The following is a 26,049-nucleotide window of genomic DNA, read 5'->3' on the forward strand; positions in this document are numbered from 1 at the left end:
ACGAAATCGTTGATTCGCGAGGATGGCGGAGGCTCGCCTTAACCAAGGATGACGGGCAATGCTAACGAGCCGACCAAGATGAGTACCACGAGGCCGAAAAAGACTTTGGCCTGCCACCGGGCATAATTAAATGACATTCCCGTACCGAAGCGCTTATCTACCAGTACCGCCGGATCATCCGGGTTGTAATATATTACTCCCCATTTATAGAGGTGGTCATTGTCCGGTGATTCTTTGTCTTCATCAGCGAAGTGAATACCGCGCAATTGTTCGGATAACCGGGATTGCTTGTAGAGAAGAAATACAACTAGACCGATGCTGCCACCAATGGTGAGAATCAGCATTGTGGTGATCGCGGCGCCGTTGAAGCGTTGATAATGCGGGATAGGGCCGGTTACCTGCATCAGCGCCATCCCGGCGCTGATGAGCAGGGTGAGGACTCCCATGCCGGTGTTCGTCAGGGCGAGGTTTGCTTCGTTACGCAGCCGCGCTTTAATGCTGCGCTCAGAGCGTGGGGACACCTCACTATGCGCGATAAAAGAGCAGATAATGGCAAATAGGCCCAGCAATGCTAAAGCGACGAATGAGGAGAAAAATACGCTCCCAATTGATTTGTCGCTCCAATTGTCGGCCTCCATGGATTCATTCCAGTGCACGGGAACGGGGTCCGGAATGGCGGACCAGTGGGAAGCGACGATGATGGCACCGGCCGCGATGCACAGCAGGGAAGAGAGCATGGTTACCCACGGAAAGGTCGGGGTAGGGATGCCGCGAAATTCGGGCGCATCAATGGCTGTGGTGGAAACACGGGCAGCGATGCTGGTTTCAACCTCGTCGAACCAGCCGCCCGCCTTTTTAGCCGCGATGATACGGCGGCGTTGGGACGCATAAGCCCACATGCCACCGAGCGCCACCACGAGGGAAGGTAGTGCGGCTAATAACGGCAGTTTCCAGGCAAAGAGGGACATGGCCGTTGCCACGATGCCGCAGCTCCACGTGCGTATCTTGAATCCGGCGAGGGCGGAGGTAACCGCAGGATCAGAAAGATAAGCCTTGGGCACGCGCACTCCGAGCGGTGTGCCAGGTGAGGCCAGGGAGGGGGCTGTGGCCATGATCCAGGTGATAACCAGGGTGGTGGCGGCCATTATGAGTGTGAAAATCATGGTGATACTTCCAGGTCATTAAGGGTGGAGCTGAGTCGAGCGTGGAGCTCATCTGGGCTAAAGCCTTGGGCGCGGGCGAGTGCGACTATGCGGCTTAATTGCTCTTCCAGTTGTTTTTCTTGCGCGGTGGTGCGAGCACCAGGCCTGACGATGGAGCCGGAGCGTCCGGCGGTTTTACAAGGTCCTCGGAAACCAAGAGGTCGTATGCCTTCTTCACGGTGGCAGGGTTAATGCCTATATCCTTGGCAACGCGGCGGACGGGATCTAGCTTGTCGCCATCGGAAAGCTGTCCGCGAGCGATAGCCAAAACGATTTCATCGTGAATCTGTTGAAAAACGGGGACGTCAGATTCGGGGTGAAGGGTAATGAACATCTGTCACCTCCAATCTTTTTCTGTATTACTTGCTGTAACACAAGCTGTATTATTTTATGTGGTACAGAAAAGAGGGCAAAAAGAATCCCAGGTACCTGCGACTTAATGCAGTGACGTACCTGGGTTGCGGGGCAGGGAGACTAGAGAAAAAGGGCCCCAGCGATGGCAGCAATACCGTAGCTCCCGCGCATGAAGTAACCGAAGACCTCGGGAGAGAAGGAGGCGCCGAAGCCGCCGGTATCGATGATATTCATGGTGGTAACGCGTGCGGGACGGGAGCGCTTAAAAGCGGTGTAACTAAGCCCCAAACAACATGCTGCGAGCGTGAACAGGGACAGCTTCCACACGGTGGCGATGAAGGCGGTGCCGACAACGGCAGCACCTGCGGTGGCAGCCAGTGGCAGTCCCCAGTCGGGCCACGCACCATCGACGATGCGGCCGAAGGAGGCGGCGCGGCCAGTAGCGGCGCCGACAATGGTCCAAGCGGCAGCAAATCCAATAAGAGCAAGGCCGCCGAGCTGAGGTGCTAGCGCTAGGGTCAGTCCCATGACGGCGACCGCACCGAGGGGGATGTACCACCGGCGAAACAGGCGCCGAGCAAAGAGGAGACTGAGCGAAGCCGTGGCATGTGAGCGCGGGCGCAGGCGAGCGGATTGGGAGGCGATAGCATCGGCAGAAACCTCAGAATCCAGTAGCCCAAAGGAGGACGAGCCGATGGCACGGGTACGGCCCGCGCGGAGGAGCGAGGCGAGTTCGAAGGATCGCCAGCCGATGGCAAACCGCAGCAGGGGGAGGGTTATCGCCGCATAGAGTGGAAGATGCAGCGATGCACACAGGGCAAGACCTAGGAGGCTCACGCCGGCGAGCTGGGCAATAGACAGCTTATCGACGCCTCCCATGCGCCCCCGCGGCCTATCCGCATAGACCCAACGCCCGAGCGAAAGGCTGCGCAGCGGATAGAGCGCCTCGAGGAGGATGATGAGGGCGAGCGAGCCGAGCCCGGCACCAATGGTCGCGGTTGCGGGCAGAGCAGCGGCCGTGCGCTGTGCTAGCGAGGGCAGAAGCGCTGCAGCATTGTGCCAGGCGTAGACGCTGACGCTCGCGATAAGTGCCGCGATGAAGGCGTAATAGATGGCTGAGGAAGCTGTGGAAGAAGTTTCATGAAATCTTCACTACTTCGTCGCAGGCAGCGAAGATGGCCGGAGAATGGGAAGCGAGCACCACACAGCGGCCATTGGCTGCCAGGTGGCGTAGCTCCTCGGCCAAGAAGGCGGTCCAGGTGTGGTCGAGGTGGCGCTCGGGTTCGTCGATAAGCAAGGCTTTGGCCGGCTGATAAAGCTGGGCTGCGAGGTAGACCCGCTGGCGCTGGCCAGAAGAAAGGCTGCTGACAGCGGAGTTCCGGATGGCGTCGTCGATGGCTCAGAGCTCATGGACCTCGGCAAAGTTTACGCCGGAGCGGCGGGATAGCAAGCTAAAGTGCTCACCCACGGTGAGATCGGGGAGGAAGACTGGGTCCCCGACGGAGATGACGGAACCGGCCGCCGCAGCGCTACCGGGCGCGGCACCGTCGATGAAAACGGTGCCATTTAGTGGGGCAATCTCGCCGCTCAACGTCTGCAGCAGCGTAGATTTACCCGCACCATTCGGGCCTTTTAGGCCGTATACGCGACCGGCATTAAAGCTGCGATTGAGGTGCCCCAAGGCGGCGGAATGTCCGTAGTCTGCATCTATTGTCAACATCGTTGCCAGGTTAGCAGACAGGTGGCTGGCCCTAGGGGGCGGTAGCTTTGATGCGATTCAATTGTTTCAGGAAGTAATCTTGGATTAAAACCTTGGGTATGATTGTGCGTTCCTGTTCTATTGATGGGCTTGGCTCCTTGTGCCTGGCATGTAAGTCACAAGAGCCTGTCTAGAGGTTTTAGGGTGCCGTAATCTCTCATGGCGAATCGGATCACAGGTTTCTCTTTCTCGTCGAGCCCAGTATTTGATTCGGGATAGATTGCCACACACAAACCATTAGACACTCCCACTGCCGAGGTTCTTTTAGGCCGGTGGGGCAAAATGAGCGCGAACGCCGAGGATCCTCCGATGGGCTAAGCTAGCCCGATCTTCGCGCTGAGAATGCTCGTCTGCGCCGTGAGCTGACACAAACTCCGTACGGTTCAAGGTGTATAAAGCTAGAGGACGCAACCAATTAATTGTGTCGCTGCATACCTAGTTCGCGGAAACGTCTAAAAGCAACCGCGTTTGGCCATTTTCGGCCCTGATTTTTGTGGAAACGCGGTTGCTTTTGGGAAATTTTGGCGTGATTAGTTATCGAATCTGGCCGGGCGGGTTAGAGAACCATTGGTGCAACGATGACGCCGACGATGGCGGCATTGAGCATATTGGTAAGGAAGCCACCGAAGAGTGCGCGCGGGCCAAGTTTTGCTACTTCACCGCGGCGCTCAGGGATGAGGCCACCGATGGAGCCAATCTGGATGCCGATGGACGACAGGTTGGCGAAGCCAGCGAGGGCGAAGGAGGAGATCAAGATGGCCTTATCGCTGAGCTCATCGACGCTTTCACCAAAGGCGGTGTAGCCAACGAACTCGTTAAGGATGGTCTTTTGGCCGATGAAGTTACCCACCTCGAGGGCCTCGTTCCAAGGCGTACCGATAAGCCAGGCCACTGGGGCGAAGATGATGCCGAAGAGGCCTTCGAGCGACCAGTTATCCTGGCCGAAGAGGGAACCAATGCCGTCGAGGATGGCAGAGAGCATCACGATCGAGGCGATGAAGGCGATGAGCAAGCAGGCAACCGAGATGGCGATCTTACCGCCGGCCATGGCACCGCTACTGATGGCATCGATGATGTTTTTGGATTCGGTATCGCGAACGTCTTTAACGGTAGCGTCGAGGTTCGTCTCTTCGGTCTCTGGCATGAGGCCCTTGGCGACGAGCAGGGAGCCCGGCGCATTCATGAGCGATGCGGCGAGCAAGTACTCCAGGGGCGCACCCAAGAGCGAGTAGCCGATCAACGTGGAACCGGCCACGGAGGCAAAGCCGCCGACCATGCAGGTATAAAGCTCGGATCGGGTGAGCTTGGGCAGGTAGGGCTTAATTACCAGCGGTGCCTCGGATTGGCCGAGGAAGATCACGGTGGTGGCCCAGACCGATTCCACCTTGGAGGTGCCCATGAGCCACTTGATGGCGGATCCGACGTATTCCACGAAGTACTGGATAACCCGGAGGTAGTACAGGGCGGCGATGATGGCGCCCAAGAAAATGATCACGGGCAGCACATTGAGGGCGAAAACGAAGTCATCACCGAAGAGGCCGCCGAAGACGAATTGGGTGCCTTCGTTGGTAAATTCCGTGAGCTTAGTTAGCCCATTGGCGATGCCCTTGAGGGCTTTGAATCCAGGTTCCCACGCGAGGACCAAGAAACAGAAGACCACCTGCAGGACAAGGCCCACGCCAATGGTGCGCCACTTGATATTTTTACGCGAGCTCGACAGGACGTAAATTACTGCAAGAATGGCGATGATGCCGAGCAATCCTTGTAAGCGTTCCATATTTTCTGACCGTTCTTTGAAGGGACTTTTTAATTAGAGTGACTCTGGGCCAAAGGAGAGGGGGAGGATCTCAGCAAAGTCATGGCTCCGGGGCTTTCCATCGACGGAGACGATGACGCGCTCGCAGTTAAACTCCCGCAGGACCTGGCGGCAGGCACCGCAAGGGTAGCAAGGTGCGGACTTCAAACCGACGATAGCAACCGCTTTAATCTGCGGAATGCTGGGCAAGTGGCCATCGGTGGCCGTCACGTCTGCGGTGGTGACCATGTGTGCGGCGGCGTTGCGTTCGGCGCAAATGCCTAACGGGCTGGAGGCGTTTTCGACGTTGGAGCCGGTGACAATGCGGCCATCGGCAAGCAGCAAAGCCGCACCGACGGGGAAAGAGGAATAGGGCGCCCAGGCGTGGTGGGCTGCTTCTTCTGCGAGGTTGAGCAATTCGGCATCGGTGGGAGGCGAATCCGGGGTGGTGTTCATTGCGGTATGGGCTTTCTTTGTACGGGGGGTGAAGAGAGACTGCGTTAATTCTCCAATAGAACAAAAAGAAAAATACTCGTTGACATCTGTTCTATAGGGAATAATAATTGGACGTGGTGGAGTGCACAACCACTGTATATAGTGCAGTAAATCACATTATGTGCTTGTATGTTTCGGTTTCCAAATCAGTACAGGAGGAGTCGTCATGGCCGAGAAATTCGATGCGGTAGATGTTATTCGTACCAAGCGCGACAAGGGGGTGTTTAGCCCGGAGGAAATCGACTGGGTCATCGATGCCTATACGCGCGGGGTCGTGGGAGATGAGCAGATGGCCGCGCTCAATATGGCGATCTTCCTCAACGGCATGAACCGCGAGGAAATCTCGCAGTGGACCAAGGCGATGATCGCCTCCGGTGAGACAATGAGCTTTGAGTCCTTGTCCAAGAAGACTGCGGACAAGCACTCCACCGGTGGTGTTGGCGATAAGATTACGCTGCCTCTCGCGTCTCTCGTTGCCGCTTTTGGCGTCGCGGTTCCGCAGCTTTCCGGCCGCGGTCTGGGCCACACTGGTGGCACCCTGGACAAGCTGGAGGCCATCCCTGGCTGGCAGGCGGATATTTCCAATGAACGATTGATGGAAATCCTGGAGGACCCGGGCTGCATCATCTGCGCGGCAGGCTCTGGACTGGCGCCCGCGGATAAGAAGATCTATGCCCTGCGCGATATCACCTCCACCGTTGAGGCGATTCCGCTTATCGCTTCGTCCATCATGTCGAAGAAAATCGCTGAAGGTACCTCGTCGCTGGTTCTCGACGTCAAGGTGGGCTCCGGCGCCTTTATGAAGGATGAGACCTTGGCCCGCGAGCTGGCGCAGACCATGGTGGACTTGGGTAATGACGCCGGCACGGCTACCACGGCACTGCTGACGGATATGTCCACCCCGTTGGGCCGAAAGGTGGGCAACGCCCTCGAGGTCGAGGAATCCGTCGAGGTCCTGGCAGGCGGCGGGCCAAGCGATGTCGTCGAGCTGACCCTGGCCCTTGCGTGCGAGATGCTGGAAGCGGCCGGCGTGCACGATGCCGACGTGGAAAAGGCGCTCAAGGATGGCCGCGCCATGGATAAGTGGAAGCAAATGATTAAGGCGCAGGGCGGAGACCCAGACGCCAAGCTTCCCGTGGCTACACATACCCACGATGTCATCGCTGAATCCGATGGTTACCTTACCGAGCTTGATGCCCTGTCCGTCGGCGTGAGCTCCTGGCGCCTGGGCGCTGGCCGTGCGCGGAAGGAAGACCCGGTACAGGCAACCGCGGGCATCGAATTGCACGCGGTCAAGGGCGAAAAGGTATCCAAGGGCCAGAAGCTTTTCACCCTGCACACGGAAACCCCAGAGCGCTTCGAGCGCTCCCTTGAGACCTTGCAGCAGGGCTTTAAGATTACCGACGCCCCGCTGGATAAGGAGCGCCAGATCATCCTGGACCGCATTGGCTAAATCAGGATTAATGGAAGAGCAATCGACCCGATGACGATGACCGCTATGACGGCGAGGAAGGCCTTCGCCTGCCATGTGGCGTAGTTGAAGGACACTCCGACGCCTAGGCGCTTGTCCACCAGCACCGCTGGGTCATCGGGGTTGTAATACAGGATCCCCCATTTATAATGTTCGTCATTATCGGGGGACTCTTTGTCTCCATCCGGAAGTTTCACCCCGCGCAGCTGATCCTCGAGCTGCGATTGGGCGCGAAGTATCATTGCCACGATGGCTATGGTGCCGCTAATGGTCATCACCACCATGGTGATAAAGGAGAAGCCAGCCAGGTCCTGATAGCTCGGTACCGGGCCGGTTATCTGTATAAACGACAGCCCGAGGGACATGAGAAGCAGCAGGACGCCCATCGCTTCGTTGGAGGCTGTAAGGTTTGCCTGATTGCGTAGCCGCGCCTTGATGGAGCGCTCCGAGCGCGGGCGAACCGCGGTGCGTTGGATAAGCCAGCAGATGCCGGCGAAAAGCAACCACATTCCCAGCGCGATAAACGTGATGAAAAAGACGCTGCCGATGGACTTGTCGCTCCAGCTATCCGGCTCCAAAGAATCATCCCAGTGCACTGGCACGGGATCGGGGATGTCGGACCAATGGGCGGCGACGATGAGAGCACCGGCGATGATGACCAGCAAGGAACCCAACATGGTCAGCCAGGGAAAAGACGGCGTTGGTACATCAATATCTTGTGTGGCGTCGGCGTCCCGCTCCGCTACCTGGGCGCTGACCGCGGTTTCTACCCCGTCGAACCAGCCGCCGTCCTTCTTGGCCGCGATGATATAGCGGCGCTGGGAGAGGTAAGCCCACGTGCTGCCGATAATGACCAGCAGGGAAGACAGAGCCGCCACCCACGAGTGGTTGACGTAGAACAGCGAGATAACCGCCGCTGCGATGCCCACAACCCACGTCCGAGTCTTAAAACCAGAAATAGCGTCGACCACAACGGGATCCGAAAGATGGCTTTGGGGAACGCGAACGCCGAGCGGGGCGCCTGGCGCCGCAAGTGCTGGGATCGTGGTCATTATCCACGTTATGACCAGCGTGGTCGCGGCCATGAGGACGGTAAGAATCATGCGAGCTCCTTCAGTATGGAATCGAGATAGCCGTGGAGCTCCTCAGTGGAAAAGCCCTGGGCGCGGGCGAGGGTCGCCACGCGGCACAGGCGTTGCCGAACCTGCTGTTCTTGCGCCGCGGTGTGCGCGCCGGGACGGACGATCGATCCGGAGCGACCCGCGGTTTCGACGAGGCCATCAGCAACGAGCAAGTCGTAGGCGTGTTTTACGGTGGCCGGGTTAATGCCAATATCCGCGGCGACCTGGCGCACGGGATCGAGCTTGTCGCCGTCGAAAAGCTGCCCGCGGGCGATGGCCAGCACGATTTCATCGTGGATCTGCTGGAAGACCGGCGCATCCGCGTCAGGGTTGAGCGTGATAAGCATGAGCTACCTCCTTCCAATAAGTTTTGTGCAACTAATAGTAGCACAGTCTGTATTAGTGGAGGTAATACAAAGCGGAGACTGGGGCCTAGATATGCACCTGCGACGTGAGGCTGAGCTCTTTGCAGAAGCCCTCATTGTGGCTGACCAGCAAGTATGCACCTTTGTAGGACTCGAGGATCTGCACGAGCCACTTTATGGTGGTGATGTCCAAATTATTGGTGGGCTCATCAAGCAAGAGGAATTGCGGGCTGGGATCGGCCAAAAGCACCCTGGCAAATTCCGCGCGGAAACGTTCGCCACCGGATAGCAGGCCGGTGCGGCGGTGCACCTGGTCATCGCGAAATAACAGCTGCGCCAATTGATCGCGGATGAGTTGTGGGGGAGCAGTGGGGTTGGCCTCTGTGACCATCTCTAAGATTGTGCGATCTTCCGGCAAGGTGATTTTCTGCCGCAAATATCCACAGTCCACGCTGTACTCAACGCCGCCCCGCGCAACCTCATTAAGGAACGTGGTTTTCCCGCTGCCGTTTGGACCCATAAGACGAACATGCTCAGGGCCGGTTATATCCACGATGTTACTGGTGAGCACGCGGGTGCCATTGGGCAACTGCGTGCCTGGGAGGTCAAGGTGAACGTGCTCGTCTGGGCGGATCTTATGTTGCGCAGCTTGATAGGCAGCAAATGCTTCCTGCACCGAACCCGATGCCTGAGCCGACCGCTTAGCCGCGGTATTTTGGGCGCGGTTCTTATCGTTTCCCATCGCCATCCCGGGCTTTCGGCGGTTGTGCGAGAAGGCTTTGCCGCGGCGATTGTCCCGGGAAATGCGCACCTGCATCGCCTCGCGCTCGCGCACTTGCTTGCGGTGTTCGGCTTTGGCCTCGCGAGTTTCTGCTTCGGCGGCGCGCTGTTCGGTTTCTATGGCCTCCCGGTAGGCGTGATAATTTCCGGAAAATAACCGCAAACTTCCCGCGTAGAGTTCTGCAATGTGCTCGACATGGGAGAGCAGGTCTAGGTCATGGGAGATGACAAGAATGGGCGTAGAAGCGCTGGAAATAAGGTTGATGACCTTGGATTTTCCTGCTGCGTCCAAGTTATTGGTCGGCTCATCGAGGATGACAAAGTCTGGGTGATCAAAAAAGGCGGCGTTTAATGCGATGGTGACCGCTTCGCCTCCAGACAGCGTACCGATGGTGCGATCTAGCGGGTAGGGAACGCCTGCGTTATGGAGGCAGGCATGAATCCTGTCTTCGATATCCCAGTCGTTACCAATGGTTTTCAGCAGTTCCTCGGAGTAATTTCCCGCTTCTAGTGCGTGGAGCGCGGCAATCTTTTCCGCCGCGCCGAATACTTCGGCGATGGTTAAGGAGTCACGCAAGCCAAGATCTTGGTCTAGATACGTGACCTCTGGTGCCGTGAATGTGCCCGAGGATGGTGCGATCTGGTGGGACAGGACCTTAGCAAGGGTTGATTTTCCGGATCCATTATCGCCAATCATTCCAGTAACCGAGTCAGGGATTGTTCCGGAAAGTTGGGAAAAGCAGGGCGTGCCGTCTGGCCACGACAGGCTGAGCTGGGAAAAAGAAATCGGCATGAAGAATCCACCTTTAAAGAACGAGTGTGCAAGGGACGTCGTACTAGGCGGAAATCTTCATAGACCTCAACAATAGCAGCTGTGGTGCAAAACACAAGGGCTCTAGCTAAAATTCATCTCTTGCTGGAACCAGAGGCCTGCAAGAGACAGACGCCAGATTAGAAGCGGCGGAAGAACTTACCCTGGGTGAGCTCCTCGAAGCCCGGTAGTGGCGTGGCGGACGCGATACCAGGGGCGGTTTGCTCGGCCGCGAGATCGATAGCGTTAGCAACGAGCAGGTCGTGGGCTCGGTCTGCTTCGTCGCCGGTGCCGTTCGTGGCGACGATGAGCTCGGGGATGTCCTCGGGGTCGAAGGGGGTGAGCCAGGTGGCATCGTCAAGCGGGTCAGCGCCCGGATCCCCAAGGAAGGCTGGGCCCTTGGCGGCGGCGGGGTAGTAGCGCAGGAGCGCGGCCCCCACGGGCTCTACAGTTGGGTCCTCGTTGGCGGCAAGGGGCAAGGCGATGACGCCGCCATCAACGATGGGGGACCAGTCCGCGATATGGGAAGGGAAGAGGCCCGCAAGGTAGTCGCGGTCCTCTTCCTTGGCCAAGCGAACACCAAGAGAAGAATCAGTCATTCTTCCAGGCTAGCTGGCGCGGCTACTTAATTTCCAGCAGCTGCGCGCCCTTGGTGGTGGACGAGCCGGCCTCGACCGCCAGCCCGGTTACTGTGCCGGACTTGTGGGCCTTGACGGGGTTTTCCATCTTCATGGCCTCAAGGACCATGACGATATCGCCCTCTTCTACCTCTTGGCCCTCTTCCACGTTGACCTTGATGACCGTGCCCTGCATCGGTGCGGTCACGGCATCGCCGGACACCGCAGACTTGGTGCCGGCACCCTTGCGCTTTTTCCGCTTGCGCGCGCCGGTAATGCCAAAGGTGGCGGGCAATGCTACCTCGATGCGGCGGCCGTCGATTTCCACGGTGTGGACCTGCGAGGCCTCGGGCGCGCCGGCTTCCGCATCGGTGGAATCATCGTGCGGCGTCAGCTGGTTATCCCACGCCTCCTCGATCCACTTGGTGTAGACATCGAAGGAACCATTTTCCGCGGTAAAGGCGGGATCTGCAACGATGGCTCTGTCAAAGGGCAGCACGGTGGGCAGGCCCTCAACCTGGTATTCATCCAGGGCTCGGGCGGAGCGCCGCAGGGCGGTTTCGCGGTCCGAACCCCAGACAATGAGCTTGGCCAGCATGGAATCGAATTGCCCGCCGATGACGGAGCCCTCGACGACGCCCGAGTCCACGCGGACGCCCGGCCCAGCGGGCTCGGAGTACTTGACGATGGTCCCGGGAGCGGGCATGAAGTCGGCCGCGGCGTCTTCGCCGTTGATGCGGAACTCAAAGGCATGCCCGCGCGGTGCTGGATCCTCACTGAGCGAAAGCTTTTCGCCTTGGGCAATCCGGAACTGCTCGCGCACGAGGTCCAGCCCGGTGGTTTCCTCCGAAACGGGGTGCTCCACCTGCAGGCGGGTATTGACCTCGAGGAAGGAAATCAGGCCATCGGCGCTGACCAAATACTCCACGGTGCCGGCACCGCAGTAGTCAGCCTCGCGGCAAATGCGCTTGGCGGACTCGTGGATGGAGGCGCGCTGCTCGTCGCTCAGGAAAGGCGCCGGCGCTTCTTCTACGAGCTTTTGGAAGCGGCGCTGCAGAGAGCAATCGCGCGTGCCGACGACCACCACATTGCCGTGCTTATCTGCCAAAACCTGGGCCTCCACGTGGCGGGCCTTATCGAGGTAGCGCTCGACAAAGCACTCGCCGCGGCCAAAGGCAGTGGTGGCCTCGCGGGTCGCGGATTCAAATAGCTCCGGAATCTCTTCAGCGGTGTGCGCGACCTTCATGCCGCGGCCGCCGCCGCCAAACGCCGCCTTGATGGCTACGGGCAAGCCGTGCTCATCCGCAAAGGCCTTGACCTCATCCGCGTTGGCCACCGGATCCTTGGTGCCAGGGGCCATGGGAGCTTCGGCGCGCTCGGCGATGTGGCGGGCCGTGACCTTATCTCCCAAAGCGCGGATGGATTGGGGAGGCGGGCCAATCCAGGTCAGGCCAGCATCGATAACTGCCTGGGCAAAATCGGCATTTTCGGACAAGAAACCATAGCCGGGGTGGATGGCATCCGCGCCGGACTTAGCGGCGGCATCCAGAATCTTGTCAAAGACAAGATAAGAATCAGCAGAGGTAGAACCGCCGAGGGCAAAAGCTTCATCGGCCAGCGTGACGAAGGGTGCCTGCGCGTCCGGCTCGGCATAAACGGCGACGGAGGAGATCCCGGCATCGCGAGCAGCACGAATAACGCGTACGGCGATCTCACCTCGGTTCGCTACGAGAACCTTGGAGATCTTCTTGGTTTCTACTGCCACGGCAGTAACCTCCTGAATACACTTCGTTTACTACGGGATCTATTGTTGCACACCAAAATATAAAGTCGTCCGTTTGGCAATGATTGTTACGTTTAAACAAAAATAAACCCACATCGCTGTGATGTGGGTAATTATTGGCCGGACGAAAATCTACTTTTCAATCGGCATATTGACCATGTTGCCCCACTCAGACCATGACCCATCGTAGACCTGCGCCTTTTTAAAGCCCAAAAGGTAAGTGAGCACGAACCACGTGAACGCGGCCTGCGCTCCTAGGTGGGAATACAAAATGGTGTGGGTATCAGGTTCCAGCATGCCGTAGTTGACCTTCAGGTCATCAACGTTGCGGAAACAGGAGTTGGGGTAGGTTGCGCGATCCCATTCCAAGTTGATCGCACCCGGAATGTGCCCGTGGCACATGGTGGTGCCATAAGGCGAGTTTCCATTGGGGTCGAACTCTGTCGCTTCACCTGCGAATTCTTCCGGCGGCCGGGTATCAACCAGGGAGCCGGTTGCCTCGTGTACGTCGGCGACAAAGGCGCGCAGGAGGGAGTCGTCCCGGGTTACCTCTGGATAGTTGGATTCGGGGAATTCTGGGACCATGAAGGAGGTATCGCGCTCTTCTGACATCCACGCATCGCGTCCGCCATCGAGGAGGCGGACGTCTTTGTGGCCAAAGAGGGTAAATACCCATAGTGCGTAGGCCGCCCACCAATTGGACTTATCGCCGTACAGGACAACGGTATCGTCTTCGTGGATGCCCTTTTCCCGCATCAAGCGGGTAAATTCCTCACCGTTGATAAAGTCGCGCGTGAGCGAGCTTATTAGCTCGGTGCGGAAGTTGATCCGCGTCGCCGTGGGAATGTGCCCGATATCGTACAAAAGAGAGTCTTCATCGACCTCGATAACGCGTAACCCTTTAATGCCTAGGCGCGCGGACAGCCACGGAGCGGAAACAAGCCGCTCTGGGTGCGCATATTGCTGGAATGGGGGATAGGGGTCTACGTCTGCCACTGCCCGCCTACCTTTCTAATAAACCTATTTTTTCGCTCCCACTACTTTAACTCGAATTTTCTCGATTTATCACATTGGAATAGTGAAAGTGGTTTTCCATACATAACGTGCGTGGAATGAATTGACTCGGTAGGGGCCGCGACGTTGCGAAGGGGTGAGCTGCGTCAGAGATGGATAAATTTTGGGTTGACGCTGTAACCTGCTTAGTGGCCCCGCGAATTAGTGGCGTGGGACACTTTCCTACCTACCCTGACTACAACTAAAAGGACCAGATAATGGCTGAAAACGACCGCAACTCTGACGCCCCTCAAAGCTTTACACCCCGTGATTTTTCGGAACAACCCCGTCAGAACACTGAAACTCCTGAGTCCGCCGTTCCTAAACCACAGAACGATCAGGCGCAGAAAAATGGTGGACAGGAGCCTCGTGCGCAGGAGGCCAAAGAACCTAGTACGTCTGCTGAGAATGCAGCTTCAACTCCAGGCGGCGATCAGCCTGTAGATGCTGGTTCGGATAAGTCCAGCCCCCAGGATTCCCAATCGTCCGCAGCAGATGCAGAATCCGCATCGCAGGACCATAAATCTGCTACTGATTCGGAGCCCTCGTCCGCAAACTCGGCAGAAAACAACCGCCGGCCTGCTAATGATGCTGGGCCAGACGCCGGGTGGGGCACGGGACAACAATCACAGGAGGCATCGGCTGCAGGCGGGTACAACCCGGAGGCAGGTTCTCACCCAAATTTTGGTCAACCCCCTCAGGGCACAGAGGCCCCTCAAAGCTATGGGCGAGCAGCTGGACAGAACAAGCGTGGATTCGGGGCAGCGATAAAGAGCCTGGGTGGCAAAAATGGCCTCTTAGGGGGGATTTGGGAATTTGAATTTAAAGATTTCATAACCCTGACCCATGTGAAGGCGATCTACATGGTCGCTATGGTGATATGCGGAATTTGCTGGGCTCTCAATGTTCTTGGGGCGTTTAGCCTAGGAACTATCGTCGGTATAAATGGAATTTCGGACGGCGAATTTGGTTATGTTCTCCTCAGCTTTATCGGATTTATCGTCTTGGTCCTACTAGCTACCGTGCTCTTCTATATTAAAATGGTGGTTATAAGGCTCATCTTGGAAGCTTTGGTGGCAAACGTCCGCACAGCGCAAAACACCGGAGACTTATTGGATAAGCAGTCTTTGGATAAAAACTAGGTGCTAAGGATTGTGCCTGAAACTCCTATCAATAAGGACCCCGCGGCAATCCGCGGAGTCCTTATTATGTGGCGTGCGAAGACGAATGGAATACGGCAAATCCTATGGCCTAGGCATAAGAACTGAGCACGAACGTCAAATGCTCGTACAAGAAATCATTGGATAGGTCAATATCGCCTGAGACAGGTTCCGCCGAGTCACCATCAGCCTGAAGGCGCACGGTGTGATGCGCGGTGATCTCCGCGGACGTAGTAATCGAGCGCTCTGTCCACGTGAAGGCGGCCGCATCGTCTGAGACGCGGCTGGCCTTGGAACCTGGATCGAATTTGGTGGCTTCGTCGGTGGGCTTTTCGGTCCCCGTGTGGTTGTGTCCCGAGGCTTCAGGTGTGTTGGGAAAATTCGGGTTTGGTCGATACTGGTGGGGCTACTCGTCATCCGCGTCACACGCTGCCAGCCTAAGTGGCAGCGCCGCAACGAGGAGCGTTAGCAGTGCAACGGCAGTGCTAACTAGCCTTTAGTATTTTTACTGGTCCTAGTCGAGCAGCTGGGCGACGCTATCGGGGTCGGCATCGGAAAGCATCTGGCGAATGCGGTCGTATTCATCATCCTCACCGATGGCCTTGGCGGCGCGTCCGAGGGCAGCAATCGCGCGCAGCACACCCTGGTTGGGCTCGTGGGAGAAGGGGACCGGGCCCCAGCCCTTCCAGCCGTTGCCGCGCAGGCGGTCTAAGCTGCGGTGGTAGCCGGTGCGGGCGTAGGCATAAGCGGTGATGAACTCGTTGGGGTCTGCGCCCTCGAGCTTGGCGAGCTCCTGCTCCGCGAGCATGGCCCACAGCAACGGGGAATCCGGGTGGTCTACGATGCCGGCCGCAGGCGCGGCCGCGTCCTGAGCGCCGGGATCAGCGGGCAATTTAATCGGTTCTGGGGCAAGCATGTCTTTCATTTCCATAAGACACACTCTAGCGATGCTCGTGCGGGCCTACCAGAAATCAGAAACGCTGAGCCCAAAAGAGTAAAGCGCGCGGCGCACCACCGGCAGGGACAGCCCGATGACAGAAGAGGGATCGCCGTCGATGCTATCGATAAACCAGCCGCCCATGGCCTCCAAGGTAAACGCGCCCGCGCACTCCAAGGGCTCGCCGCTGCGAGCGTAGGCCTCGATATCGGTGGCAGAAGCCTCTGCGAACCGGATGGTCGTGGTAGAGGTTTCCACGTGGCGTTGCGTGCCAAAAATCAGGCAATGGCCGGTAAGTAGCTGCGCGGTGCGCCCAGCCTGTTGGTGCCAACGCTCGATTGTGGCATCGACGGTGTGCGGTTTGCCCTGCAACTGGCCATCCAATAGCAGCATGGAATCGCCGCCAATAACCGGCTCGTCGGGGTACCGGCAAGCGACCTTTTCGGCCTTGGCGGTGGCAAGCTTTGCCACGGTATCGGCAGGCGAGTGCCCCGCCAACTGGGTTTCCAGGGCGCGCTCGTCAATATCGGCGGGCTCGAGCACCGGTTCCACGCCGGCCGCGCGCAGGATGGCGGCGCGCGAGGGGGACTGCGAGGCCAAAATGAGGCGCATTAGTAATACCGCACGGTGTGGAAGGCAGATGGATTAAAGACGCGCTGCGCGCCGTAGTGGTCGAAGCGCTCACCGGGCCTGCCCCAGTGGTTGCGATCCCCAAAGGCACCGGAGTGGTCCTTTTGCATCTGCTTGAGCACCGTCGAGAGCGCGGCGGCCTCTTCTTCCGTGGGGTTTCCCTTCAGGACTTTGATTTCGGGTTCAGACATCTTTTCCTAAACAGTTCCGTGCTTCTTGGGTACCTGGGCCACGACCTTGCGCTCTAGCAGGCGCAGGCCTTCAACCAGGTAGTGGCGGGTAGCGGAAGGCTCGATGACATTATCGGCCAGTCCGCGCTCGGCGGCAGCGTAGGGGTGCAAGAAAAGCTCGTCCATTTCTTCCTGCTTATCCTCATCTCCGTAGATGGTCAGCGCGGTCTGGGCTGCCTCGGCGACGGCGATTTCCGCGGTCGGCCAGGCATAGACCAGATCCGCGCCCAGATCCTTGGATCCCATAAACGCGTAGGCCGGGCCAATGGCCTTGCGGGTGACCACCGTAAGCTTGCCGACGCTCGCTTCCGCCTGCGCATACGCAAACCCCGCCGCCCGGCGCAGGAGACCGGCCTTTTCTTCTGCCGGGGTGGCAACGAAACCGGGCGAGTCCACGAACTCAATGATTGGGGTATTAAAGGCATCGCACAGACGCACAAAGCGTGCCGCCTTTTCCGCCGCGGCCGAATCCAGCGCGCCGTCCAGCGCTAGCGGCTGGTTGGCGACGATACCCACGGCGCGGCCATCCACGAAGGCAAAGCCCGTGATGATATTGGGCGCGGCCTCGGCCGAAAGCTCAAAGAAGGAGCCCTTATCGACGACCGCGTTGACCACCTCACGCATGTCATAGGCATCCGCTGCCGAATCCGGGATGACGGAATCCAGATCGAATTCGGTGACCTCGCGCGTATCGATGCGCGTTGCCTCGGCGCGGTTATTGGCCGGCAGGTAAGCCAGTACGTCGCGGACCAAGTCGAGAGCTGCCTGCTCGCTCGGGGCGCTGATCTGCGCGGTGCCCGACTTCGCGTGGACTGCGGCACCACCAAAGGTTTCCGGTTCCGCTTCGGCGACATCGCTGCCTGCTTGGTGCAGGCTGGTGCCGTGGGTGACAATGAGGACATCGGCAAGCGTGGGCGCAAATGCCGCAATGCCGCTGGTATCCCCGGCCACCACGGAGATCTGCGGGATAAGACCTGAGGCCTCGGTCGCGCGGGCGAGGATGCGGGCGTAGCCAGCAAGTGTGACGATGCCCTCTTGCGCGCGCGGGCCGGTGGAATCATAGATGCCGACGATGGGCACGCCGGTTTTCAGCGCAAGGTCATAGACCTTGGTGAGCTTTTCCGCATAAACCTCACCCATCGTGCCGTCAAAGACGGTGGCATCCTGGCTGAAAATGCACACGCGGCGCCCGTCGATGGTGCCGTAACCGGTGACGATGCCATCGGTGTACGGGCGATCGTGCTCGCGGCCAAAGTCGGTGGAGCGGTGGCGGGCCAGTGCATCGGTTTCTACAAAGGAACCCTCATCTAGCAGCTGATTCACGCGAGTGCGGGCGGCTGGCTCGCCTTCCCCCAACGGCGCGCGGGACTCGGCGAGCTTGTTGTCCAGGTCCTCAATTTTGCCAGCGGTGGTCTTCAGGTCAGTCATAGGCGCTGAGTGTACTAGTGGAAGGCCAAAGATGCGGAAATTGTGCAGTTTGGGCATCGTCACAGGGGTCGGTGTCGGAGCGCTATCGGTGCGGCATCAGCGCAACCGGAGTACCTGCCAGACATTAGGAAATATTAGCTCCCCTTTATAGGGGTAAGGGTGAAATGTGATGTGCAGCGTTCGTTACCGGTAAGGGGCGTTTTCCCACCGTATCGACGATAAATGTCATAAAGAGAGATAGCCGTAACTGTTGAGGAGCTATAACGAAGAGCTTAATATCGGCTGTGTCTTCATGAATTATTTCTCGTATCCTTAAACAACCACAAGGACGGTCTTCTGGTGATTTCAAAGGGACTGCGACTTGTCGCGCCGCTTGCCATCGCGACACTTCTCGCGCCCGCGGCACATGCGCGCGATATTCCCCCGATGCCACAGGCATATCCCATTACCAACCTCTATAAAAGCTGCAGCGCCGCCGGAGATAACACCGAACGCGAATGGCGGTTTGCTGAAACAGGCCGTCGCTACATGAGCGACGGAACCTTGCAATTCAAAAACACCACCGACCAGGAGGTGCCGTACACCGCCGAGGTAGAAACCGGCACCAACCACGAAATTGACGCCAACTCCAAGGCCAAGTTGCCCTCTGGTTGGGACACCACCGCCAAATCCGATATTGGCCTAAAAATGGCCAATGGCTGGCGAGATAAAGAAACCTTCGGGCCCGTCAAACTCAAGCCGGGCGAATCCTTCCGCGTGGAATACGGCGTGGTGGAAAAGGACTTTATTTCCATGTTCGTCGGCTGCAATGATGACCGCCTCGAAAACATTCCCGGCGCCAACGTCATCCGCGGTAAAGCCCCAGCAGAGCGCTATGCCTTTGCCTATATCATCAAGGCTGATGGATCCGTATCGGACTTGGCAATGGAAATTCCGTCTCGTTCCGGCAGCACTAACTCTAAGCCCATCGAAGGTAACTACACTGCGGTTTCCGGACCCAGCTTGGAAAAGATCGCTGATCCGAGCAAAGACGAGATCATGCAACCAGCCGCCGAACCCCAACGCGATCCTGCGTGGCCCAAGGAAGGCGAAAAGTGCGAGGCCAACGATAACTCCTGGTATCCGCTGGATATCACGGCGGTGAAACCCACCTTCCGCAAACCCGGTTATTCCACCGACTTCCTCAACTGGTCTCAGGGTGACTATGAATTCGCGCCGGTAACGGACTTCGTAGTTGGTGCCCAGCACGATCCATATACCAATTGGCGAGGCAATAGGGGCGATATTCCCCAGGGCTGGCTCGAGTCGGTCGGCGCCATCAAGCGTGCCTATATGCCGGTTGGTACTGAGCTCAAACACGTAAACCTTGCGCCCGGAGAGCGCGTTCGCGTGGAATACGGCACCACCATGACCCGTATCAACTATCGCGAGGTGCACTGCGGAAAATCCGGCAAGTACGACCTTACTTCGAACTATAAACAGACCACCGCCCCGAGCGGTTTCTGGGCCGAAGCCACAATCACTTCCAAAGACGGTAGTACCCGCACCGTAGACGTCACCCCTGACGAATACCGCGATCTGCCCGTACCCACCCAAACCATCTACTAACTACCTGCTAGGAGTACATCTCATGCGCATTTCCAAGATTGCGTCCACCACCGCGGCTTTAGCCGTTGCCACCGGCGTATTCGCTGCCCCAGCCGCCAATGCATTGCCGCAGCGCGACCTGGGCCCAGCAAACCCCACCACGATTGGCGAGCGCTGCGCCAATCCTGGCGATACCGGCCAGACCATTGATATTAAGCGCACCTATTTCGACGGTTCCGCCGGCACCTGGACCGTTTCCAACTACAACGATGAGCCACTTCCAGTCACCCGTTCCATCAAGGAAACCAAGACCAAGTCTTGGGACGTTTCTGCTGGTGTGGACTTTAAGTTGTTGGATCTGATTCACTTCACCTTCTCCTCCAGCTACACCTCTAGCCAGACCTACGAGGTAGGCGAGCAGGTCGGCCCATACGATATTGCTCCGGGTAAGACTGCCGTGCTGAAGGCTGGCTGGGTAGTCTCTGACTTCGAGGGTCAAAAGACCGTGTGCGGTTCCGACCACACCTGGCAGGCCAATGGCGGTAAGTTTACCGCAACTCTGCCCAAGGAACGCCACGTCGCGGTCTCCACCCGTGATAACAACGATTGGGGTTAAACCTTGAAGGCTAAGACCATCGCTAGTGCAATCGCAGCGCTGAGCTTGGTGGCCGTTCCAGTAGCCCACGCCTCTGACTTCGGCGGAGACTTTGAACTGCCCCAGCGCTGGAACGATGACTATAAGCCCGGCACGCATTGCGCAACGCCGGGGGAGAACTCCACCTATGTCACCGCGAAGCGCCGCTGGTTCAAGCAAACTGATGCCGCCAGCGTGGCCAACCACAATGCTGAGCCGGTGCCGGTCAAACACACCGTATCCAAAGCGCGGACAGAAACCGTTGAGGTTTCCGGCTCCGTGCAGGGAGAGGGAGATTTGGCCAAGATCCTGACCAAGACCTACGGCTTCAACTACGTCAGCGAACAGCACTGGAAGATTAACCAGGTAGTTGGGCCATATACTTTGCCTGCAAATTCCCAAGGCAAGTTGGTGTGGGGCTTTACCATGCTGGATACCGATGGCCAGGATGTGCGCTGCAACCGAGACCAAGTATGGGAAACGGTAGGAAAACCATATTCGGCCACTGTCCCTGAAGCTCGCTATTCCGAGCTGCGCTTAGAAGACGCTCCGGACTGGAGTTAATTCATCAGGAAATGAGCCCACCCGCACCCTATGAATCGGGGTGTGGAGCTGGGCTCTTTTTGGCAGCTACGGTGCCTTATTAGAAGTGCATCCTCTGAAGTGCATCCTCCAAAGTGCAGGTTCCTCTGCAACATTTGAGGAAGATTTGCGATATCTGAGGGCCGGGTTTGCTCAGTTATCGCAGTGGAGGATGCACAAATGGCAAAGCCGGGCCCATCCACCGGCATGGCTGGCTGTGCAGTGGCTATGCAGGGCCGAAGGCGGCCGCTTTAAGCCGGCAACCACGCATACCCGTAAGGCCCAAGCTCAACGGGGCCTAGGTCAACGGAGCGGTCGCTGAAATTGTGCAGGCACAGCAGGTCGCCGCGCTGGTAACCGAGCACGCTTTCCTTACCGGTTTCCACCGGCTCGCAGGGTGCTGTACCCAGCTCGGGGTGCGCGTGGCGCTCCGTGATCATGGTGCGCACGCTGTGCAGCAGGGAAGTGGCATCATTGAGCTGCGATTCCACGGACGTGCCGCCGACAATAGGCAGCCGCGCCGGGGTGCGGGCACTAAAGCCCGCGGTTTCGCTATCGTCCCACTGCATAGGGGTGCGAACGGCATAGCGATCCGGCAAAGAGGTGTCATCGAGCATGCCAATTTCATCGCCGTAATAAATAAAGGGCGCACCCGGCAGGGTCATCAGTAGCGAAAACATCAGCTCCACCTTGCGGCGGTCCCCGCCCATGAGCGGCATGAGCCGCCTGGCGATGCCCACATGCGCCCGCATGCCTTCTTCTGGCAGGTAGGTCTGATACATCAGCTCGCGGACGTCATCGTCGACCATTTCCAAGGTCAACTCGTCATGGTTGCGCAGGAAGGTACCCCACTGGCACCCCTCGGGCAGCGGCGGTAGCTGGTTGAGGATGTCGTAGACGGGGGTGGCATCGCCAAGCGCGAGCGCCTGGTACAGCCGGGGCATGACCGGGAAGTTGAAGACCATGTGGAAGCGATTGCCGGAGCCGTAGTACTCCATGGTCTCCTTGGGAGGCTGGTTGGCCTCCGCAATGAGGACGGCCTCGGGATAGTGGGTATCCATAAAGGCGCGAATCTTTTCCACGAACTCCACCGTCTCCGGCAGGGACTCGCCGCCGAGCTCATCGCGCTCGAAGAGGTACGCGATGGCATCGAGGCGCAGGCCGTCGAGGCCCTTGTCCATCCAGAAGGACAAGATATTAAAGACCTCATCCTGCACGTCCGGGTTATCGTAATTGAGATCCGGCTGGTGGGAGTAGAAGCGGTGGAAATAGTACTGCTGGCGCTTATCATCCCAGGTCCAGTTGGAGGTTTCAACGTCGGTGAAAATGACGCGAATTTCGGGGTAGCGCTCGGGGTCATCGCCCCAGACGTAGAAATCCCCAAACGGGCCATCCGGGTCGGAGCGCGAGGCTTGGAACCACGGGTGATCGGAGCTGGTGTGGTTGAGCGCCAGGTCCGTCATGATGCGCATATCGCGACGGTGCAATTCCTCAACCAGTTCCTCGAAATCCGCCATCGTGCCGTAATCGGGGTGGATAGAGTAATAATCGGCGATATCGTAGCCGTCATCGCGCAGCGGCGAGGCATAAAACGGCGAGAGCCAGAGGCAGTCCACGCCCAACCACTGGAGGTAATCCAGCTTGTCGATGACCCCGCGCAGTGTACCGATCCCCTTATTCTCGGCCTCGTTATTGCCGGAGTCCTTAAACGAGCCCACCAGGGCTTGGTAGAAGACGGCGTTGTGGTGCCAGCTCATTGCAGATCCTTTCTTTTTGCCCGCCACGCAAAGTACGTCAGTGCGCACAGCACGCCGGCCACCAGGCTGGGCCATACGGCGGGAGAGTCTTCAAATAAGTTCACTACGGCTTGGATGACCGCAAGGCACGCGAAGAAGCCGAGGAATCCGAGGAGCGAATCCCACAGCAGGGACCGGCGCATTAGGCCTTGACACCTCCTGCGGTAAGCCCGGCGACGATGCGGTGCTGGAAAATGAGCACCATGATGATAAGCGGAATGGTCACCAATGCACCAGCCGCCATGGTTGCGGCATAAGGGTACTCGAAGGCCGAGGGGCCAGAGAAACGGGCGATGGCCACCGTGACCGGCTCGGTGCCCGTCGTGGACAGCTGCTTGGCCAGCATGAATTCATTCCACGTGGTGATAAAGGCAATGATCGCGGTGGTAAAGAGCGCCGGGGCGGCCAGCGGCAGGAGGATGAGCCGAAAGGCCTGGGCGCGGGACGCGCCATCCACGCGGGCGGCCTCCTCAAGCTCCCAGGGCAGCTGCCGGAAGAAGCTGAGCAGGGTATAGACCGTCAGCGGCAGGGCGAAGGAGATATTCGGGATGATCATCGCGCGGTAGGTGCCGATCCATTCCAGGCGCCCAAAGAGCTGGAAGAGCGGGGTAACCAGCGCGATGGCGGGAAACATGGAGGCTGCCAGGATGATGCCGGTGACGATACCCTTGCCGGGGAAGTCATAGCGGGAGAGCGCATACGCGGTAAATACGCCGACTAAAACGGCTACCGCGGTGGTCGCGAGAGAGATGAACAGCGAATTGCCCAGCGCGCCGAGGAAGTCATTGCCCTTGTCCGTCGCGAGGGCATCGCGGAAATTATCGAGCGTGATATGCGTTGGCCAGGGCGTGGTATCGAAGGTGAATTCCTGGCTGCGCAGGGCGGTGACCACCATCCAATAAAAGGGCGCAAGGCCCCAGAACATGATGAAGATAATGCCCGCGTAGTGTCCGAATTTACGCATTACTTTGCACCCTTTCTGCCGGAGACATCCGCGCCGAGGAAGCGGATGAGGATGAAGGCGACGAAGAAGATGAGCAAGAAGATAAGGGTGGATAGCGCCGAGGCGGAATTGAAGTTACCTTGGCGCATATCTTCCACCACCAGCTGGGAAATGGTGGCGGTAGGGGAGTTAGACGAGCTCGAAATCATGATGACGGGAAGGTCATACATGCGCAGCGCATCCAGGGTGCGGAAGAGCACGGCCACCATCAGGGCTGGGCGCACCAGCGGCAGGGTGATGCGGAAGAAGGTTTGGATGCGGTTGGCGCCATCGACGCGGGCGGCATCGTAGACGTCCTTGGGGATCATCTGCAGGCCGGCCAGGATGAGCAGCGCCATAAATGGCGCGGTCTTCCACACGTCTGCGATGATAACGGCAAAGCGCGCATAAAACGGGTCCGTGGTCCAGGCGATATTCGTACCAAGCAAGGAATTGACGATGCCCTCTGGGGCGAACATGAACTGCCACAGCTTGGCCGTCACGGCGGTAGGAATGGCCCAGGGGATGAGCACGGCGGCGCGCACCAAGCCGCGGCCGCGGTACTCGCCGTTCATGATGATGGCCATGAACATGCCGAGGATGGTCTCCAAAGCGACGGTGACCACGGTGAAAAACAGCGTGATTTTTACGGCGGGCCAGAAGTCGGTGGCGATAACACCGGGCGGGCACGTCGTGATTTCCCCCGCACCGGAAACACAGCGGTTATTGATCCAGTACAGGTAATTGTCTAGGCCGGCAAAACCGCCTTCTTCAAAGATGCCCGTTTTGGGGTTCAGCTGCCGGTTTCCCTGGAAAGACAGGATGACCGCGCGCACGATGGGATAGCCGATGATGATGCCCAGCACGATGAGCGCTGGGGCGATCAGCGCGGCGGGCCGCCCGAAATTGGCTAACCTGCTGGAGCTAGGGGTGCGCTTGGGTTTCTTCGATGATGAGTGCGTCTGTTGCGTCGGCGAAGTGGTGACCACGGTTATTCGCCTTTCTGGTTCAGATAATTTCTGGTGCGCTAGATTCTATCCCCAACTAGGGTGGGAAAACCACAAAGGGTGAGGCTATGGCGTATGCGCCTTCCTCACCCATTTGTGCACTAGCGGTTCGCTATGTATTTCTCAGTTTTATGCATGCTCCCTGCTCGTGGGATACGAGGGGCAGGGAGCGTATCTTTAACCCTGCGAAGCAGAGTCGATGGCCGCCTTCATATCGGAGGTGGCATCTTCGACGGACTTGCCATCGGTCAGCGCGGCATAAGCGTTGTCCTGGATGGCCTTAGAGATGGCGGAGTAGAACGGCGATACTGGGCGCGGTGCGGCGTTTTCCAGGGATTCCTTCAGCGCTGGCAGGTAGGGGAATTCCTCCTGCAGCTGCGGGTCATCGTAGATGGAGGAAAGAACCGGCGGGAAGGACTGCTCAGCAAAGGACTTCTGGTTTTCCTCATTGATGATGAAGTTCATGAAGTCCAGGGCGGTGCCCTTGTTCTTGGAATTGATGTTGATGCCGTTGTTGTAGCCGCCCAAAGTGGATACGCCAACGCCGTCCTTGCCCAGCGGTGCCTGGACCTCGACGTCGATGCCGGCATCGACCGCGTTGGTGTACATGTAGGGCCAGTTCACTGCGAAGGCGGTCTTGCCCTCGGTGAAGGCCATGTTGGTCTCTTCCTCGGTGGCGGCGGTGGAGTCCTTGGAGATGATTTCGTCTTCATAAGCATCCACCATGGCCTGCAGGCCTTCCTGGGCTTCCTTTGAGTCGACGGTGGCATTGCCGTCATCGTCAAGCACCGAGCCGCCCCAGCCCTCTATGAAGCCGGCGGTATTAAGAGCCAAGCCCTCGTACTGCTTGAGCTGCGTGGTCAGGCACTTTTTGCCGTCTTCCAGTGCCTTGCAGGCGGATTCGAGGTCGGCGAATTTCTCCGGGGTAGCGTCCGCGAGTTCAGTATTGCGGAACAGGAGCTGGCCATTGGTGTTTTGCGGGAGCGCATACAGCACGTCATTGTAGGTTGCGGATTCCACGGTGGCCGGCAAGAGCTCCGAGGTATCGGTCTCGAAGTCACCGTTGAGCGGCTGGAGCCACTGGTTGGCGGCGAATTCCGCGGTCCAGACCACGTCGAGGGCCATGACATCGTAGTCATCATTGCCGGCCTGGAGGGACTGCACGAGGGTCTCGCGCTGGGCATCTGCCTCGCCCGCGAGCTCCTTGAGCGTGACCTTTTCATCCGGATTTTCTTCATTCCACTTATCGATGATGGGAGTGATCTTATCCGTGTCGTTCTTGCCCATGGCAAAGGTGATGGGGCCGTGGGAGTCAGCGCCGGAACCGGAACCGGATGCGGAGCCATCTGCGTTATCTGCACCGTCGTCAGACGTGGAGCAGCCGGCTAGTGCCAGTACTGCCGTGGTGGCGACTGTGGTGCGAATGAAGTACTTCTTCATGGGGAATTCACCTTTCAGAAAGCTTGGGTG

24 protein-coding genes and 2 pseudogenes are annotated in these 26,049 nt (G+C 58.3%); 5 read left to right on the top strand and 21 right to left on the bottom strand.

Annotated features, from left to right (window positions below):
* Nucleotides 1-116 precede the first annotated feature (116 nt).
* The 6 genes and pseudogenes from ACLI1O_RS02760 to ACLI1O_RS02785 all read right to left on the bottom strand — a co-directional run.
* A pseudogene (locus tag ACLI1O_RS02760) lies at nt 117-1,163 on the bottom strand (DUF1648 domain-containing protein); the annotation flags it as partial.
* Between the two features lie 94 nt (nt 1,164-1,257).
* Nucleotides 1,258-1,536: a GntR family transcriptional regulator gene (locus ACLI1O_RS02765; protein ID WP_005281564.1), complete on the bottom strand. Its 279-nt coding sequence runs from the start codon at nt 1,534-1,536 to the stop codon at nt 1,258-1,260.
* 140 nt (nt 1,537-1,676) lie between these two features.
* On the bottom strand, nt 1,677-2,435 hold the full coding sequence (locus tag ACLI1O_RS02770; RefSeq protein WP_239275612.1) for an ABC transporter permease: 759 nt from the start codon (nt 2,433-2,435) through the stop codon (nt 1,677-1,679).
* A 259-nt stretch (nt 2,436-2,694) separates the two neighbouring features.
* A pseudogene (locus ACLI1O_RS02775) lies at nt 2,695-3,276 on the bottom strand (ATP-binding cassette domain-containing protein).
* Between the two features lie 595 nt (nt 3,277-3,871).
* A complete protein-coding gene (locus tag ACLI1O_RS02780) occupies nt 3,872-5,092 on the bottom strand; it encodes a NupC/NupG family nucleoside CNT transporter (protein ID WP_411706932.1) in 1,221 nt (406 codons plus the stop codon).
* 33 nt (nt 5,093-5,125) lie between these two features.
* Entirely contained in the window at nt 5,126-5,566 is a 441-nt protein-coding gene (locus ACLI1O_RS02785) for a cytidine deaminase (RefSeq protein ID WP_239270050.1), read from the bottom strand.
* 205 nt (nt 5,567-5,771) lie between these two features.
* Here ACLI1O_RS02785 and ACLI1O_RS02790 point away from each other — a divergent pair, with 205 nt between their 5' ends.
* Nucleotides 5,772-7,058, top strand: coding sequence for a thymidine phosphorylase (locus ACLI1O_RS02790; protein WP_239270051.1), 1,287 nt, complete (start codon nt 5,772-5,774; stop codon nt 7,056-7,058).
* Here the strand turns inward: ACLI1O_RS02790 and ACLI1O_RS02795 are convergent.
* From ACLI1O_RS02795 to ACLI1O_RS02820, 6 genes are all read right to left on the bottom strand, one after another.
* Nucleotides 7,055-8,179, bottom strand: a complete 1,125-nt coding sequence (locus tag ACLI1O_RS02795; RefSeq protein WP_239270052.1) for a DUF1648 domain-containing protein — start codon at nt 8,177-8,179, stop codon at nt 7,055-7,057. The two genes, ACLI1O_RS02790 and ACLI1O_RS02795, sit on opposite strands and share 4 nt — an antisense overlap.
* Entirely contained in the window at nt 8,176-8,544 is a 369-nt protein-coding gene (locus ACLI1O_RS02800) for a GntR family transcriptional regulator (protein ID WP_239270053.1), read from the bottom strand. The genes ACLI1O_RS02795 and ACLI1O_RS02800 overlap by 4 nt, the downstream gene beginning before the upstream one ends.
* Before the next feature lie 85 nt (nt 8,545-8,629).
* A complete protein-coding gene (locus ACLI1O_RS02805; RefSeq protein ID WP_284849743.1) occupies nt 8,630-10,135 on the bottom strand; it encodes an ATP-binding cassette domain-containing protein in 1,506 nt (501 codons plus the stop codon).
* A gap of 158 nt (nt 10,136-10,293) precedes the next feature.
* A complete protein-coding gene (locus ACLI1O_RS02810; RefSeq protein ID WP_239275604.1) occupies nt 10,294-10,752 on the bottom strand; it encodes a hypothetical protein in 459 nt (152 codons plus the stop codon).
* A gap of 22 nt (nt 10,753-10,774) precedes the next feature.
* A complete protein-coding gene (locus ACLI1O_RS02815; RefSeq protein ID WP_239275602.1) occupies nt 10,775-12,535 on the bottom strand; it encodes an acetyl/propionyl/methylcrotonyl-CoA carboxylase subunit alpha in 1,761 nt (586 codons plus the stop codon).
* A 150-nt stretch (nt 12,536-12,685) separates the two neighbouring features.
* Complete coding sequence (locus tag ACLI1O_RS02820) at nt 12,686-13,549, bottom strand: sulfurtransferase (protein ID WP_239269345.1); 864 nt, start codon at nt 13,547-13,549, stop codon at nt 12,686-12,688.
* A gap of 275 nt (nt 13,550-13,824) precedes the next feature.
* Here ACLI1O_RS02820 and ACLI1O_RS02825 point away from each other — a divergent pair, with 275 nt between their 5' ends.
* Complete coding sequence (locus ACLI1O_RS02825; protein ID WP_411706933.1) at nt 13,825-14,748, top strand: DUF4282 domain-containing protein; 924 nt, start codon at nt 13,825-13,827, stop codon at nt 14,746-14,748.
* Between the two features lie 532 nt (nt 14,749-15,280).
* Here the strand turns inward: ACLI1O_RS02825 and ACLI1O_RS02830 are convergent.
* Genes ACLI1O_RS02830 through ACLI1O_RS02845 form a run of 4 tightly spaced genes read right to left on the bottom strand, consistent with a single transcriptional unit; the run spans nt 15,281 to nt 17,991 of the window.
* Nucleotides 15,281-15,697 carry a DUF3151 domain-containing protein gene (locus ACLI1O_RS02830; RefSeq protein WP_411706934.1) on the bottom strand — a complete coding sequence of 139 codons (417 nt, stop codon included), beginning with the start codon at nt 15,695-15,697 and terminating at the stop codon, nt 15,281-15,283.
* A 30-nt stretch (nt 15,698-15,727) separates the two neighbouring features.
* Entirely contained in the window at nt 15,728-16,315 is a 588-nt protein-coding gene (locus ACLI1O_RS02835; RefSeq protein WP_239269349.1) for a Maf family protein, read from the bottom strand.
* Entirely contained in the window at nt 16,315-16,524 is a 210-nt protein-coding gene (locus tag ACLI1O_RS02840) for an acyl-CoA carboxylase subunit epsilon (RefSeq protein WP_239269350.1), read from the bottom strand. Before ACLI1O_RS02840 ends, ACLI1O_RS02835 begins: the two co-directional genes overlap by 1 nt.
* A 6-nt stretch (nt 16,525-16,530) precedes the next feature.
* Entirely contained in the window at nt 16,531-17,991 is a 1,461-nt protein-coding gene (locus ACLI1O_RS02845; protein ID WP_239269351.1) for an acyl-CoA carboxylase subunit beta, read from the bottom strand.
* A gap of 339 nt (nt 17,992-18,330) precedes the next feature.
* Here ACLI1O_RS02845 and ACLI1O_RS02850 point away from each other — a divergent pair, with 339 nt between their 5' ends.
* Genes ACLI1O_RS02850 through ACLI1O_RS02860 form a run of 3 tightly spaced genes read left to right on the top strand, consistent with a single transcriptional unit; the run spans nt 18,331 to nt 20,776 of the window.
* Entirely contained in the window at nt 18,331-19,599 is a 1,269-nt protein-coding gene (locus tag ACLI1O_RS02850; RefSeq protein ID WP_239269352.1) for a hypothetical protein, read from the top strand.
* Between the two features lie 22 nt (nt 19,600-19,621).
* A complete protein-coding gene (locus ACLI1O_RS02855) occupies nt 19,622-20,194 on the top strand; it encodes a hypothetical protein (RefSeq protein ID WP_239269353.1) in 573 nt (190 codons plus the stop codon).
* 3 nt (nt 20,195-20,197) lie between these two features.
* Entirely contained in the window at nt 20,198-20,776 is a 579-nt protein-coding gene (locus tag ACLI1O_RS02860) for a hypothetical protein (RefSeq protein ID WP_239269354.1), read from the top strand.
* A gap of 269 nt (nt 20,777-21,045) precedes the next feature.
* Here ACLI1O_RS02860 and ACLI1O_RS02865 read toward each other — a convergent pair whose 3' ends face one another.
* The 5 genes from ACLI1O_RS02865 to ACLI1O_RS02885 all read right to left on the bottom strand — a co-directional run bounded on the left by ACLI1O_RS02865 (nt 21,046) and on the right by ACLI1O_RS02885 (nt 26,019).
* Complete coding sequence (locus tag ACLI1O_RS02865; RefSeq protein ID WP_239269355.1) at nt 21,046-22,551, bottom strand: alpha-amylase family protein; 1,506 nt, start codon at nt 22,549-22,551, stop codon at nt 21,046-21,048.
* Nucleotides 22,548-22,733: a hypothetical protein gene (locus tag ACLI1O_RS02870; RefSeq protein ID WP_239269356.1), complete on the bottom strand. Its 186-nt coding sequence runs from the start codon at nt 22,731-22,733 to the stop codon at nt 22,548-22,550. Before ACLI1O_RS02870 ends, ACLI1O_RS02865 begins: the two co-directional genes overlap by 4 nt.
* Nucleotides 22,733-23,554, bottom strand: a complete 822-nt coding sequence (locus ACLI1O_RS02875) for a carbohydrate ABC transporter permease (protein WP_023016855.1) — start codon at nt 23,552-23,554, stop codon at nt 22,733-22,735. Before ACLI1O_RS02875 ends, ACLI1O_RS02870 begins: the two co-directional genes overlap by 1 nt.
* Nucleotides 23,554-24,459, bottom strand: a complete 906-nt coding sequence (locus ACLI1O_RS02880; RefSeq protein ID WP_232207994.1) for a carbohydrate ABC transporter permease — start codon at nt 24,457-24,459, stop codon at nt 23,554-23,556. Before ACLI1O_RS02880 ends, ACLI1O_RS02875 begins: the two co-directional genes overlap by 1 nt.
* A gap of 297 nt (nt 24,460-24,756) precedes the next feature.
* On the bottom strand, nt 24,757-26,019 hold the full coding sequence (locus ACLI1O_RS02885; protein WP_239269357.1) for an ABC transporter substrate-binding protein: 1,263 nt from the start codon (nt 26,017-26,019) through the stop codon (nt 24,757-24,759).
* Nucleotides 26,020-26,049: the final 30 nt, after the last annotated feature.

Source organism: Corynebacterium sp. LaCa78 (assembly GCF_046717505.1).
Classification (GTDB): Bacteria; Actinomycetota; Actinomycetes; order Mycobacteriales; family Mycobacteriaceae; genus Corynebacterium.